This window comes from Larkinella rosea, from assembly GCF_003858635.1.
GTDB lineage: Bacteria > Bacteroidota > Bacteroidia > Cytophagales > Spirosomataceae > Larkinella > Larkinella rosea.
The window spans coordinates 1578824-1592993 of sequence record NZ_RQJO01000008.1 but is presented as its reverse complement, the minus strand read 5'-3'; the positions used below and the strand labels follow the sequence as shown (position 1 = coordinate 1592993).

Annotated in this window: 11 protein-coding genes; 7 read left to right on the top strand and 4 right to left on the bottom strand. The window is 54.8% G+C overall.

Annotated features, from left to right (window positions below):
* Nucleotides 1-263: 263 nt before the first annotated feature.
* Both EHT25_RS15210 and EHT25_RS15205 read right to left on the bottom strand, forming a co-directional pair.
* Entirely contained in the window at nt 264-1325 is a 1062-nt protein-coding gene (locus EHT25_RS15210) for a response regulator (protein ID WP_124875898.1), read from the bottom strand.
* Nucleotides 1322-1963, bottom strand: coding sequence for an ATP-binding protein (locus EHT25_RS15205; protein ID WP_124875896.1), 642 nt, complete (start codon nt 1961-1963; stop codon nt 1322-1324). The genes EHT25_RS15210 and EHT25_RS15205 overlap by 4 nt, the downstream gene beginning before the upstream one ends.
* 183 nt (nt 1964-2146) lie before the next feature.
* On the opposite strand from EHT25_RS15205, the gene EHT25_RS15200 reads away from it, so the two are divergent.
* From EHT25_RS15200 to EHT25_RS15185, 4 genes are all read left to right on the top strand, one after another.
* Nucleotides 2147-3313 (top strand): PAS domain-containing sensor histidine kinase, encoded by a 1167-nt coding sequence (locus EHT25_RS15200; protein WP_124875894.1) that lies wholly within the window; start codon nt 2147-2149, stop codon nt 3311-3313.
* Nucleotides 3314-3478: 165 nt separating this feature from the next.
* Complete coding sequence (locus EHT25_RS15195; RefSeq protein WP_124875892.1) at nt 3479-4036, top strand: hypothetical protein; 558 nt, start codon at nt 3479-3481, stop codon at nt 4034-4036.
* A gap of 98 nt (nt 4037-4134) precedes the next feature.
* Nucleotides 4135-5529 (top strand): hypothetical protein, encoded by a 1395-nt coding sequence (locus EHT25_RS15190; RefSeq protein ID WP_124875890.1) that lies wholly within the window; start codon nt 4135-4137, stop codon nt 5527-5529.
* A gap of 184 nt (nt 5530-5713) precedes the next feature.
* Complete coding sequence (locus tag EHT25_RS15185; RefSeq protein ID WP_185731374.1) at nt 5714-6961, top strand: BamA/TamA family outer membrane protein; 1248 nt, start codon at nt 5714-5716, stop codon at nt 6959-6961.
* Nucleotides 6962-6973: 12 nt separating this feature from the next.
* Here the strand turns inward: EHT25_RS15185 and EHT25_RS32690 are convergent, their stop codons facing one another.
* Nucleotides 6974-7126, bottom strand: coding sequence for a hypothetical protein (locus tag EHT25_RS32690; protein WP_185731373.1), 153 nt, complete (start codon nt 7124-7126; stop codon nt 6974-6976).
* A gap of 24 nt (nt 7127-7150) precedes the next feature.
* Nucleotides 7151-8191 (bottom strand): Atu2307/SP_0267 family LLM class monooxygenase, encoded by a 1041-nt coding sequence (locus tag EHT25_RS15180; protein WP_124875886.1) that lies wholly within the window; start codon nt 8189-8191, stop codon nt 7151-7153.
* Between the two features lie 243 nt (nt 8192-8434).
* Between EHT25_RS15180 and EHT25_RS15175 the strand changes: the two genes are divergently transcribed.
* The 3 genes from EHT25_RS15175 to EHT25_RS15165 all read left to right on the top strand — a co-directional run bounded on the left by EHT25_RS15175 (nt 8435) and on the right by EHT25_RS15165 (nt 14141).
* Nucleotides 8435-9082: a FadR/GntR family transcriptional regulator gene (locus EHT25_RS15175; protein WP_221622280.1), complete on the top strand. Its 648-nt coding sequence runs from the start codon at nt 8435-8437 to the stop codon at nt 9080-9082.
* A gap of 241 nt (nt 9083-9323) precedes the next feature.
* The gene (locus EHT25_RS15170) at nt 9324-12680 is read left to right on the top strand and encodes a SusC/RagA family TonB-linked outer membrane protein (RefSeq protein WP_124875882.1); all 3357 of its coding nucleotides are present in this window, start codon (nt 9324-9326) and stop codon (nt 12678-12680) included.
* Nucleotides 12681-12704: 24 nt separating this feature from the next.
* Complete coding sequence (locus EHT25_RS15165) at nt 12705-14141, top strand: RagB/SusD family nutrient uptake outer membrane protein (protein ID WP_124875880.1); 1437 nt, start codon at nt 12705-12707, stop codon at nt 14139-14141.
* Nucleotides 14142-14170 lie beyond the last annotated feature (29 nt).

Below are 14170 nucleotides of genomic sequence, written 5' to 3'. Positions count from 1 at the left end.
TTTTTCTGGGGGAAGTGTGTCCTTTGTGCTGTTATCCTCTGAAAGGGAAGCGAAAGATACGACCGGTTTTTCAAGGAACCGAGGGTTGCCTTCCACCACTTACTGAACGGTTATACGTACCCGGTTTTTATGGCCGGCTACAGGACTTATTCATACCCTGGTTAATACCGGTTTTAGCCAGTCATCACCCGGTTCAGAAAAAAACAATGAATAGGAAATAGGACGAATGAAAACGGTTTCACTAGTCAGCGCATCTTCCCTCCTCACCATTTCAGCCGTTCGAGTCTGGCCGGATCGGCCACGACGATTTTGCCGTCGCGTAAGTCAATGACACCCTCCTCCCGAAAATCCCCCAGTGTGCGGATCAACGATTCGGTGGCGGTGCCGGAGAGCATGCCCAGTTCTTCGCGGGTGAGCGAAACCGTCAGGGCGGTGCCGGATTCGGCCTGAAACCGCCGGACGTACTTCAGCAAACCGCTGGCGACGCGTTTCCGCAGTGAATTATAAGCCAATCCGAGCAGTTGCCGCTCCTGATCGGCAATGGTGTTGGCGAGGAGTTTGATGAATGACCGTGCCACATCGGCGTGGCAAAACAGCAGATTCAGAAAATCGTCTTTGGGAATGTAACACAGCATCGAATCTTCCAGGGCCAGCGCGGTGTCTTCGTACGACCGGTTTTCGAGCAGCGCGGTATACCCGAAAAAATCACCGGGGCCGTACAATCCCGTGACCAGTTCCTTGCCCTCGGCGTTTTCGCGTTGCGTGCGGACCTTGCCACTTTGAACAAAATAAATCTTCGTCGGATCGTCGCCTTCGGCATAAATGACTTTCCGGCGCTTGATCGGATGCGTGACGCGGTTGGCCGCCAGCGAAGCCAGCCCGTCGCGGTGCTGAACATCATTCAGAAAATCGCCCAGCGTATGAGAAGTGTTGACCAATGACCGCCGTTGATCGGCCAGCCGCAGCCGGGTTTCGATGGCGCCGATCAGTTCCGCTTCGCCAAACGGTTTAGTCAAATAATCATCGGCGCCGAGTTCCATGCCTTTCCGGAGGTCGGCGCGCTCGGCTTTGGCGGTCAGAAAAATAAACGGAATGTTCATCAGATCCGGGTGATGACTGAAAATCTGCAGCACGCCGTAGCCGTCCATGCCGGGCATCATCACGTCGCACAACACCAGATCCGGTTTGTCGGTCAGCGCCAGTTGTACGCCTTCCTTGCCCGACCCAGCGGTTTGCACCTGATAGCCCGAGAGTTCGAGCAGATCGGCGGTATTGAGCCGCAGTTGGGGTTCGTCTTCGATCAGCAATAGTTTTCGGGCGGTCATCCGTTCGTATTTTTTAAGCCATTGGCGGTTTCGTGAACCTCGCGGGCACTCAGTTTTTCCCCGTGCAAGGCTTGTTGTAACAAGGTATCGAGCAGTTCGGTCAGGTGCTGAATCTGAGCCTGAATGACCAGACTCTGTTCTTGCTGTTTTTGTAAATTACCAAGCCGGGGCAGCAGGGCCACCGCCGTTTGCATGATGGCCAGGGGCGTCCGAAACTCGTGCGAAATCGCCGAGATAAACTCCGATTTCCGGTGGCTCAACGCGTACTCCTGATCCAGTAAAGTTGCCAGAATCAGGAGGTAACCTGGGTCGTCAGCTTCGTCGATCATCATTCGCGTCCAGACCCAGAACACCTCGCCCGTCGTATGCCGTCGCCACTCGACCCGCCCCCGCCAGCTTCCCTCCCGCCAGAGCGATTCGAAGCGGTCCGAAAGTTGATCCAGCCAAAAACCGTCTTTCAAAAAACCGCTGGGATAAAAAGTTTGATAATCCGCCAGCGAATTAAGATCGAGCAGGGCCAGACCCGCCGGATTGATCCGCAGCGGCTGCAGTGTGGCCCGGTCAAAAATCCCGAAAAACGAGTCGGAATCGTTGGTAAACAGGGTGAACAGACGGCCGAGGGTAGCATCGGTTAACATGGCGTAGCGAATTTGGCATACGCAAAAATAGGCAGGATTGGCGGGCGAATTACTGACGGTGGTCAGTACTATTTTCTATTTCGCATCATTAAAAGTACCGCTCGGTCCACCAGCTGCCACGGCCGCGTTGATTTTGGCGTATGAGCGTTGTAAGTTACCTTGTAATGCCGTAGTTTGTCAACCATGAAACCGTCTTCGCCCCCGCCGGTTACTGCCGATCTGTTCCAGCAACTCGAACCAGTTGTGCTGCAGGATTTGTACCATTATGCGCCGGTTGGGTATCATTCGCTGGACGCCGACGGCCGGTTTTTGCTCATCAACGAAACCGAACTCCGGTGGCTGGGGTATTCGCGCGAGGAAGTGATTGGCCGCCGTTTCTTTTCCGAACTGCTCGCTCCTGACCAGCGGGCTTTTTTTACGGAACAATTTGAACTGTTCAAGAAAACCGGGGTGGTGAAAGACCTTCGGTTTACGCTCGAACGGCAGGACGGTAGCCATTTCCCGATTCTGCTCAACGATACGGCCATTTACGACGAAGACGGCCGGTTTCTGATGACCCGCACGGTGGTGCTCGATCTGACCGTGCAACAGGCGCTGGAAGACCAGATTTTCCAGAAAAACGAAGAGTTGAATTCTCTTAACGAACAGCTTTTTGCGCTCAATCAAACCAAAAACCGCTTCATCGGGGTCGTTGCGCACGACCTGCAAAACCCCATTACCAACCTCCGCATGCTGGCGGCCAAGTTCCGCAAAACTGCTGAAACGCTGACAACCCGCCAGGCTCAGTGGGTGGAAGAAATGGACGAAACCGCTCGGCACATGGGCGAACTGATCCAACAAACGCTGGACGTCAACCGCATCGAGCGCAATGCCAATGCGCCCCAGTTCGCCGACGTGGATGTGTTGCCCCTGCTGGCCGAACTCCTCAACCGGTTTACGTACCTGGCCGAGCGCAAGGCCATCCGCCTGCGGCTTTTGAGCGAACAGTCCGAAGGGCGCGCGTTTACCGACCCGGCCTACCTCACCGAAATTGTGGAAAACCTGATTTCCAACGCCATCAAGTTTTCGCCCGGCGGCAAAACGGTGCGGCTGACGGTGCATTCGGACGCGCACGCGCTCCAAATCGACGTTGCCGACGAAGGTCCCGGTATTCCCGCCGACGAACAAACCCGGCTTTTCGGGCGGTTTACGGTGTTGAGCCCCCGGCCCACGGCGGGCGAATCGTCATCCGGTTTGGGGTTGTCCATCGCCAAAGAATACGCCGACCAACTCGGCGCCAGCCTCCACTACGAAGGCCGCCCCAACGCCGGAGCCACCTTCATCCTCCGCCTTCCCATCCGCCCCCGCTAAATTCACAAACCCGCTTTACCACCCAACCGGCGGAAAAATACCTCTGCCCGCAAACCCTGACCACAATCAGTAAAAACCCCTGCCGACGGGCAGGCTGCGGGGAATCGCCTGCGCCGACCTTTGTTTCAGTCAACCAATCGTCACCCATTTAATTCTTGAACAACCATGAAAACGTTAAGTATTGCCCTGCTACTCACCGGCTTGTCACTTGGAGCCACTCAGGCACAAAGCCCCCTGGAAGATCAATCCGTCACCATCACCCACGTCAAGAAAGGCGAAGAACCGCAGCAAGTGATGGATGCAGTCAAAGCCGATTTCCCCAACTCGATTGTTACGGATGTGGCCTTTCTGCCGCACGCGCTCTATGGCCACGAATGGGCGGTCAGTGAACACAAAAACACGGACGAAAACGTCGATATTCTGTATTACCGGGTGGCCGCCAACAGCCCAACCCTGAACTACACCGCCGTTTACAACAAAGATGGCAAACTACTCAGTTTCAAGGAAATCGTTAAACAGGCGCTTCTGCCGGATGCCGTTACCAAAACCATCAGCAATCAGTTTGCGAACTGGAAAATCGTGGGCGATCAGGAACGAATCCAGTACGGTAAATCGACCTCCAACTATTACCGCGTTGAATTGGCGAAGGGCCGGGCGCGGGAAAAGGTGTTTTTCGACAACAACGGAACGGTTTTGCGCAAAGTCAAAAAAATCAGAGTCTAAGTGAATTTGTGTTCAACCCGCCATTTGGCCACATAACACCGGCGGAATGGCGGGTTCAGGATGCCCGTTTCCGTACCCGGTTTTAATTCCTTCATGCCATGAAAACGAATCTGAATTTCCCCACCACCGCCCCTCATGCAGTCGATCCGGTCGTGTCGTCACTAAAAAGCGGGCTGTTGCGCGGTCCGTTGTCACGGGCTTTGCTCGTATTTAGCCTTCTGTTTAGTGTATTCCAACCGGCGGTTTTTGCCCAAACCGGTCGCGATCAATCCGTTGCCGCATCGATTGCCCCGTATAGCGCGACGGTTCGTCAGGCAATTTTGTCGGCCAGTCAATATCCCGAAATCCTGAGTCAGCTTCAGCAAAACCGCACCCAGACGCAACAGGCGTTTCAAAATCTGGTCGGCGGTTTTAACCAGACCAAACAAGGCTGGTTTTACGAACTGACCCGGTACCCCGACGTGCTGCACACGCTGGCCAGCGAACCAACGAATCTGAGTACCGCAGCGGTGGAAAACCTGTTACCCAAAAGTGCTACGGACGAATTGAAAACCGCAGCCTGGAAGCTGTACCACAACCACCATGCGGATCTGGTGCAGGCCGATCAGCTCAATCAACAGGCCGGGCAAACGTTTGAGCAGGTCATTCAGCCGCTCGATGCGCCGGTGCAGGATGCCTTTCGCCAGTTGATCAGCCTGCCCGATGTGATGACCTTGCTGACCGATCAACTCGATCTGACCCGGCAGCTGGGCGATCAATACCGGGCCGAAGGCCCGGCGCTGGTGCAGCAACTGACCGCTTTGCACGACAGCCTGTCCGTTCAGGATCAGTACGAAGTGTCGGCATTCCAGCAGGAACTCGCGGACAATCCGCAGGCCGGGCAGGAACTGAATCAGGCGGCTCAGGATTACGCCAAAAGCAACGGCTACATCATTCCGCCCGTGCCCGCCGACAACACGCCCACGACGACCTACAGTTATAATTATTTCGCCAATCCGTATTCCTACTGGTTCGGGTATCCGGGCTGGTACGGTTCTCCGCTGTGGTATCCGGGGGCGTATTGGGCCGGTTTCGGGTTTGGCTTCGGCCTGGGTACGTACGGCTTGTACGGTTTCCCGACCTACGGGTTTTCAAACTGGTTTTTCAACCGCGGCTACTACCGCAGCTACCCGCACCTCTACCGCCAGTTCGGCAGTTATTACCAGCATAACGTCGCCCAAAACCGGGTGCTGGGGTCGGTCAACAGCGGTTTTATGCGGGTGGCTCAGCGTCACTACAACCCCAATGCGAGCGGTCGGCTCAACTTCCTGACCTCGCCCGGGGCATTCAGCCGCCCGGCCGGAATCCAGAATCAGGCCGGGGCGCGGGTAAGTACCTTCAGCCATCCGAACGCCAATGTGTACCACGCCCAGGGATGGGGCGGATTCAGCAACCACGGATTTACCAGTGGCGGTTTTCGGGGAGGTGGTTTTCACGGCGGTGGCCGTCGATAAGAAACTAACGTAAATCACGACCGGTTTTGTAGCTGATGGGTTGTCTACAAAACCGGTCGTGATTTTACCTGATTCATTCACACGTTTCGATACGAAAACCGCTCGGTTTTCGTATTTACGGTATAAACCAGTTCGTTCGCGTCTGTCCGAAATGTACTTTTGGAAATTGGCTAAATACGTTCTTATGGTGATACCGCTGGGGTTATCCGGCGGCCTGAGCCAATCCATTGCCCAAACCGCCGGGACCGGCTCCACCCAAACCGATGCTACTGCATCGACCGATCGGCCCGCGGTTCCCGAGCGCGACATACTGGATCTGGTGCGGGCGGTTTTTCCAGGCCGTTTTTTGAAAGAACGCGACACGACAAAATTGCAGGCCGGGCGGCCGCTGGTCTGGATTATTCCGCAAATCGGTTACACGATCCAAACCAGTTTTCAGGCGCAGGTGCTGGGAAATATCGCCATCCGACGGGCATCGGCCAATGTGTCGACCCTGGTTTCGTCGGTCATCTATACGGCCAACAACCAGCAGTTGCTGACCAGCACCCTGAATTACTGGTTTCCGCACAACACCTGGAATCTCACCTCCGATCTTCGGGTGATGCACTACCCGCAGGCTTCCTACGGTTTAGGCATGAATACCAGCACCGACCACGTGATCGACATGGATTACAACTACCTGCGGGCACACGCGACGCTGCTTCGGCGCCTGGCTCCAAATTTATACGGTGGGCTGGGGCTGCAACTCGACTTGCACTGGAACATTCGGTCCTGGGACGCCGGACACGAACAGGTCAGTATTTCGGGGTATACAAACGGCATTTCGGGCCGCTCGGTTTCGTCCGGCCCGATCCTCAACCTGCTGTACGACAACCGCCCCAACTCAATTAGCCCGCTCGGGGGTGAATACATCAGCGTCCTTTTTCGGGATAACGTCACCTGGCTCGGCAGCGATACGCATTATCAGTCGCTGCTGCTCGATCTGCGAAAGTACGTATCCGTATCCAATCATAAACCGGAAAACGTTCTGGCTTTCTGGTCATACAACGCATTGACAATCAACGGAAATCCGCCTTTTCTGGATCTACCGGCCACGGCCTGGGATACCTACGGCAACATGGGACGCGGGTATATTCAGGGCCGTTACCGGGGGAAGGATTTGTTGTATGCCGAAACGGAATTTCGGTTTGGCATCACGGCCAACCGGTTGTTGGGCGGGGTCGTTTTTGCCAATTCGCAAACCGTCAGCAATACGAATCCGGGCACCGCTTCGACCGAACATAAGCTCCAGTTCGGTCGCATGGCTCCGGCTACCGGTTTGGGTCTGCGGTTTCGGATGAACAAGCTGTCGCGCACGAACCTGGCCCTCGACTACAGCCTCGGCACACACGGTTCGCGGGGGATTTATTTTAACCTGGGCGAAGTGTTTTAACCGTCCCGACCGTCACCAACCTCCCTTCAAATACAGCCCCAGCCACTGAAAAATGGCTTTCTGGTTGAATTCACGGTCGAAGATCGGGCCGGAATGCGGAGCGTTCGGTCCAATACCGACCCGGTTTTTAACTTTTCCGTTGTCGCTGCGTGTCGCGAGCGACAACGGAGGTCCATGGGTAAAGATTCCTTATTTCTTCGATGCTAATTCCTTCCGAACCACCGGCGCCACCTTGGTTCCAAACAACTCAATGGCGTGCAGCACTTTAGCGTGCGGAAGCTGATGACTGCCAATCAATTGGGCCAGATACCGGGTATTGTTGAACAGTTCGTGAAAATGTAAAATCTTGTCGATGGCCTGCTGCGGACTGCCCACCAGCAGCGGCCCGGATTGGCGCATGTACTCAAAATGCTCGCGGCCAATGGGCGACCAACCGCGTTCGCGGCCGATGCGGTTCATCATCTGTTCGTACGACGGAAAGAGCTCATCCGAAGCCTGCTGGGCATTATCGGCGATGTAAAAATGCGAATTGATCGCCAGCGGTAGTTTCGAAACATCGTGCCCGGCTTTCTGGGCCGACTGCCGGAACAGATTCACAAACGGCACAAACCGGTCGGGTGAACCGCCCAGCATCGCCAGCGTCATCGGCAGATTCATCGTTCCGGCCCGAACCGCCGATGCGGGGGTCCCACCGACGGCGAGCCAGATCGGGAGTTCCGATTGGTACGGACGCGGATAAACGCCCAGATCATGGATAGCCGCCCGAAATTTCCCCTGCCAGGTTACGCGCTCGCTTTTGTTGATGGCAACGAGTAAATCCAGCTTTTCGGTAAACAGCTCATCGTAATCTTTCAGGTTGTAACCAAACAGCGGAAACGATTCGATGAACGAACCGCGCCCGGCCATGATTTCGGCGCGGCCGCTGGAAATCAGGTCCAGCGAAGCAAAATTCTGAAACACCCGAACCGGATCGGCGGAACTCAGCACAGTCACCGAACTCGACAAGCGGATCTTTTTAGTGATGGCAGCCGCAGCCGCCAGAATCACCTCCGGGGCCGACACCATAAAATCCGGGCGGTGGTGTTCGCCCAGCGCAAAAACGTCCAGCCCAACTTCGTCGGCCAGCTTGATTTCGGCCAGCAACTGCTGCATGCGTACGTGCGCGTTGACGGCTTTTCCGGCGACGCCATCCGGCAAAACTTCACCGAAACTGCTAATACCTAACTCCATTTTTAATTGCGTTTAAATGTCTTCTGAAAGCGGTTTTCCTACTTTCAGAACTGGAATGATGCTTGTATTACTTTCAAAGCTGCCGATTAGTTCATTGCCGGACCAAACAGCCGATTCAGATATGTACTACTTATCTATTTATCAAGTATCTTTGCTAAGAATCCAATCAGCGTTTTTTATCCGTAAGCTTACATGACCGTATCGAATGCGTTTCCTGAGATAGAGCCAATTCTGTCGACCACAATGGCGGATGTTGTTGAGGAGAAATTACGAACCTATTTTCGGGATAAAGGTTTTTCGCCCGGCGACGCATTGCCCAAAGAAGTCGAACTGGCTGAAGCCCTTCAGGTGAGCCGGAACGTCGTGCGGGAAGCCCTGAGTCGGCTGCGCATGCTGGGCATGATTGAAACCAGGAAGCGCCGGGGCATGATTCTGGCCGAGCCCGACGTGCTGAGCGGTCTGGAACGGTTGCTGGACCCGCAATTACTGGGAAAAGACGTCATGAAACAGCTTTTCGAACTCCGGCTGGTCCTGGAAATCGGCATGGGTGATTTGCTCTTTATGCGCCGTAAAGAAACGGATTTGCAGATTCTCCAGCAAATTGTGGAAGATGAATTGAAGGCTACTTCACACGTCGAACGGGTCGAGTGCGACATTCGGTTTCACGGCACGCTCTACCGCATGACGGGCAACGAAACGCTTGGGCGGTTTCAGAAACTGCTGGTTCCGATGTTTCAGTACATCATCGAAAACGAAGCCGGTCCCGATGGCCAAACCGCCGTTGGTGCCGTCTCCCACGCGGGTTTGCTGGCAATCCTCCGCCATGGCGATCCCACCAGTTTTCGGGAAGCCATGAAGAAACACCTCGATCCGCATTTCCTGTTTCTCTGATTTCGTCAAAAAACTATTTCACCGAATAATACAAAACTCCACACCTAAAAACTGTAGGGTTTTAGTATAGTATGAAGTATATATCCGGATGCCTGATGAGGGCATCTTTTTTTATTTCTATTCGTAATGTAATTATTCAACCATAGAGTATAAAAAAATTCACGCAAATGCTTGACAGGAGGAAAAGAAACAAGTAATTATGTACTACATATTTACATTCCCTCTAAATCCAGAACCCTAAATGATTACAGGACTACACAAAAACCGGGTAGGTGTCTTTACCTTCTGGTTCCTGTTCCTTGTGGTGGCCAGCCCGAGCGTGTTTAGCCAAACTTCGCAGACCGTTCAGGGCAAAGTCACGTCGGATGCGGGTGAAGCGCTGCCCGGCGTCAGCATCCTGCTGAAAGGCACCAACAAAGGAACCACTACGGATGTCAATGGCCAGTACAGCCTTCCGGTGCCGGACCGCAACAGCACGCTGGTGATCTCCTTCATCGGTTACATCAGCCAGGAACTCGCCGTTGGCGACCGATCGCAGCTGGACATCAAGCTCCTCACCGATTCCAAATCGCTCAACGAAGTTGTGGTGGTGGGGTACGCTGAACAATCCCGCGCGAAAACAACGGCTTCAGTCACCAAACTAGACTCCAAAGAACTGCGCAACATTCCATCGACCAGCCCCGTTCAGGCGCTGCAAGGCAAGATGGCGGGGGTTTCGGTACCGGTTTTGTCGGGGCAACCGGGCGCCAGTGCCAGCATCGTGATCCGGGGTGGAACCACCCTGAATCCCTACGGAACGGGAAGCCCGAACAGCGCTGGCAAAGAAGTGCAAAACCGGGAGGATAGCGGCCCGCTGGTCATTGTGGACGGTGTTTTCCGGCGGTTCAACGACGTCAATCCCGACGATATCGAGTCGCTACAGGTGCTGAAAGATGCCGCTTCGACGGCGGTTTACGGCGCGCGGGGCGCTAATGGCGTTATCGTGATCAAGACCAAATCCGGGAAAGGATCGACCGGCAAAGCCAACGTGACCTTTCGCTACCAGCACGGTTTTGAAACGCAGGCGCGGAAATACAACTACCTCAGTGCCCGGGACTATTTAGTACTGGCACGGAAAACCTGGGCGCGGGGCATCGACAATTTCGACATCAATCAGCGGTTGTATGTAGCCGGGAATTCCGCAACGGTGCCGACCTACACGGCCGCCGGGCAGTACGGTTATGCCAAGTGGACGCCCGCGTACGTGGACAATCTGGTGGCCGTGGAAGGGCAACCCTACGTGGACAATCTGATGAAAAACGGCTGGGAAACCATCGACGATCCGGTCAATCCCGGCAAAACGATTATTTTCAAAGACACACACTATCAGGACGTTCTGTGGAATACGGCCCAAACCAAAAACTACAACGTGAGTGTGGATGGTGGCACCGAACGGGCCAACTATAATCTGTCGTTCGGTTACGTCGATCAGGGCGGGGTATTTCTCGGAACCGGTTACAAACGGCTCAGCGGCTTGCTGAACGCGGGTTACAAAGTAAGCGAGAAGTTTAGGCTCGACCTGAATATGTCCTACCTCTGGAACGACAACAAATACATCGACAACTCGCAGGCAACGCTGACCCGCTCGACCCGGATTCCGGACCTGCTCCGGCTGTATAACGACGATGGAAAACCGCAATTCGGTGAAAACCTGACCGTTCGGAACCGCCTGCACGAGCTGTATTACCAGGATCGGAAGGCAAATACCGACCAGACCACCATTCGCGTGGCGGGGGATTACGAAATCATTCCGGGCTTGCACTACCGGCCTTCGGCGTCCATTTATTTTGATAATTCGCAGAACCTGTACTTCGAAAAGTTCTTCGCGCAGCAGGCCCGGCCGCGGGATAAAAGTGAAGCGCTGAACAACAACCGGCAGATCATGACGGACCATATTCTGCAGTTCGACCGCACCTTCGCCACGCGCCACAACCTGACGGTTTTGGCCGGTTTCAACTTCACCCGAAACACCTATTTAAACCTGACCGGCGCGGGGCAACGGTCGGCGACGGACTACCTGTTCACTTTCACCGGCGATCCGATCAGTACGATTATCAACGGCACGGTTCAGCCGAATCAGAGTGTGAGTTCTTCGCTCAATGAATCCAAAACCGCCAGCTATTTTGGTCAGGTCAACTACGATTTCGACGGAAAATACCTGCTGGGTGCGTCCCTGCGTTACGACGGTTTTTCCAACTTCGCACCCAACAACCAGTACGCCCTGTTTCCGTCGGTTTCGGCGGGCTGGAATCTCCACCGGGAAGATTTCTGGAAGGTCAAGTTCGTCAATCAGTTTAAAATCCGGGGCAGTTACGGGCAGGCGGGGTTGAATAGTCTGGGCTATACCGATACGTATGGCGGCTATGGATCAACGGCTTACGCCACTGGTGCTGGTATTTTGCGGAGCAATCTGGCCAACCCGAACCTGTTGTGGGAAACCACCGAAACCGTCGATGGCGGGGTCGACATCGGGCTGTTCAACGGTCGGCTCAATCTGCTGGTGGACGTCTATAATAAACTGACCCGAAACCGCCTGGATAATCTGCCGCTGGCGGCCGAATCGGGATTCACGAGCATCAAGTACAACATCGGCCAGTTGCGAAACCGGGGGCTGGAAGTTGAGCTGAACGCGACGGTTTTGAAAATCGGGAAGTTTAGCTGGAACACGAATTTTTCCTTTGCCTTCAACCGAACCACGGTGGTGAAACTGCCGACCAACGGCCGGGCGAAAAACCGCATCAACGGCGGACTCGTCTTCGATCCGGCGACCGGCAAGGAGATGGAAGTCGGCGGGTATGCCGAAGGCGAGCGCCCGCTGGGGCTGTGGGCTTGGCAGTCGAACGGCATCTTTGCCACCGACGAAGCCGCCAAAGGCGCACCCAACGACCTGCAGGTAACGGCGGGGAACCTGAACAAGCCCAAGCACGGTGGTGATGTGAACTGGGCCGACCTGAACGGGGATAAAATTATCGACAACAAAGACCTCGTTTTCATGGGATATCGCGTGCCGGACAAAATTGGCGGCATGCAGAATACCTTCTCGTTCAAAGGCTTAACGCTTCGGTTTACGATGGACTACGCGATGGGGCACGTCATCAGCAACGGGGCACTGGCGCGGGCGATGGGCCAGGGTCGGGCCTTTAACGAAGGTGCTCCGGCCGAAGCCCTCGGCCCCGATGTCTGGATGAATTCGGGCGATGCGGGGAAATTGTATCCGCGGTTCAGCATGGGCGATGCCGATGTGGGGTATAAAAACCACCTTCGCTTTGTGACCGGGTATACCGGCGTCGGACTGGATGACTCCTACGGCGTGGATAACTCGATTTACTATTCCAAAGGCGATTTTCTGGCCTTCCGCGAACTGTCGCTGTCGTATCAGGTGCCGCAGTTGATCAGCCGCAAAATTTCCGCCGGTTCGATTCAGTTGAATGCGGGCGTGTATAACCTGGGCTATCTGACGGCTTACAAGGGTCTGAATCCGGAAGTGTACAAAGGGTTCGATGAAGGCGCATTCCCACGCCCCCGCCAGTTCACACTCGGTGCTACCATCCGGTTCTGATTGTTCATCCACTATCCGACATTTATGAAAAAGATAAATTTAACCATCCCCTTGCTGGCTCTGTTGATGGGCATTGGCTCTTCCTGTAAGGAAATTCTGGAAGTAACGCCCCGCTCGCAAATCACCAATCAGGTATTCTGGCAGAGTGAAGACGATTATGCGGCCTATCTGAATGGCGTTTACAGCAGTTTCCGCACGCAGATGAACGATCTGTCGTTTGGCGAAGACCGCAGCGAATCGTTCGTATCGGGTGTCAATTCCCGGCTATCGGTCTACTGGGCGCAGGTGCTCACGCCCGAAAACGCCCGCGACTGGACGTCGTATTACGGCACCATCGGCCACATTAACCTGCTGCTGAGCCAGATCGAGGGATTCACTTTTGCGACGCCCGCGACGAAAAACCGCATCAAAGCCGAAGCGCTGGCACTGCGGGCGGCCATGTATTTTTACATGGCCAAAATCTGGGGCGATCTGCCTCTGATGCTGACGCCAATCGTGGACGAAAATGTGCCGCTCATTGCCCGTTCGCCGGTGGCCGACGTGTTCAAGCAAATTAACGCGGATATTGATCAGTCGATTTCGCTTTTTCCCGAAGCCGGGTTTATCAGCAAAAACCGCCTGTCCAAACCGGCGGTGAATGCGCTCAAAGCCGATGTCAAACTGTGGTCGGCGAAGGTGCTGGCCGGGGGCGAACCGGATTTTACGGCGGCTCTGGCGGCCATTGCCGAAGTCGAAAAATCCGGCGTCACGCTGCTGGCCAATTTCCGCGACATTACCGTTCGACTGAATAACGAGATCATTTTTTCACTATATTTCAACCGCAGCGAAACACCCAACATGTACGCGTTTGCTTCGCTGCCGCTGAATACGTATTCGGCCAAGGCCGACAACGCGGCTGATCTGCCACTGAGCAACGATCCTCTTTATGCTCAGGCGGGTTACGCCACCAGTCCGGCGGTGAAGGCACTGTTTGCGGCCAATCCGCAGGACAAACGCATTCCGGCGACGTACATCGATGAATTGCAGGGGGGTAAAGTGATTTACACCTGGCCCAATAAATTCCGGGGCACCAAATATTCCGACGACCGCGTGGCCGACGACGACCTGATTGTCTACCGTTTTGCCGACATCATTCTGTTGAAAGCCGAAGCCCTGGCCGCCCTCGGTCGGTCGGCGGATGCGCTGGTGGAACTGAACAAAATCCGCAAACGGGCCGGGATTCCCGACGTAACGATTACGGAAAAAACCGCCCTCGAAAAAGCCATTCTCGACGAACGCGGCCGCGAACTCTTCGACGAATCCAAACGCTGGTGGGATCTGGTGCGCTTCCACAAAGGCGGCACGATCGATGTGTATCAGGTTGTTCCGAATCTCAAAGGCAAAACCGTTCCGCTCTACTGGCCGGTTGCCACGCGGGTATTGTCACTCAATAATCAGATCAAACAAACGCAGGGATACTGAACCGCTGACGTACCCACGGACTTTAGTCC

Coding starts and splice junctions, on each gene's coding strand:
- EHT25_RS15210 (WP_124875898.1), bottom strand. CDS start 1,325: ATGACCGCCCGAAAACTATTGCTGATCGAAGACGAACCCCAACTGCGG.
- EHT25_RS15205 (WP_124875896.1), bottom strand. CDS start 1,963: ATGTTAACCGATGCTACCCTCGGCCGTCTGTTCACCCTGTTTACCAAC.
- EHT25_RS15200 (WP_124875894.1), top strand. CDS start 2,147: ATGAAACCGTCTTCGCCCCCGCCGGTTACTGCCGATCTGTTCCAGCAA.
- EHT25_RS15195 (WP_124875892.1), top strand. CDS start 3,479: ATGAAAACGTTAAGTATTGCCCTGCTACTCACCGGCTTGTCACTTGGA.
- EHT25_RS15190 (WP_124875890.1), top strand. CDS start 4,135: ATGAAAACGAATCTGAATTTCCCCACCACCGCCCCTCATGCAGTCGAT.
- EHT25_RS15185 (WP_185731374.1), top strand. CDS start 5,714: ATGGTGATACCGCTGGGGTTATCCGGCGGCCTGAGCCAATCCATTGCC.
- EHT25_RS15180 (WP_124875886.1), bottom strand. CDS start 8,191: ATGGAGTTAGGTATTAGCAGTTTCGGTGAAGTTTTGCCGGATGGCGTC.
- EHT25_RS15175 (WP_221622280.1), top strand. CDS start 8,435: ATGGCGGATGTTGTTGAGGAGAAATTACGAACCTATTTTCGGGATAAA.
- EHT25_RS15170 (WP_124875882.1), top strand. CDS start 9,324: ATGATTACAGGACTACACAAAAACCGGGTAGGTGTCTTTACCTTCTGG.
- EHT25_RS15165 (WP_124875880.1), top strand. CDS start 12,705: ATGAAAAAGATAAATTTAACCATCCCCTTGCTGGCTCTGTTGATGGGC.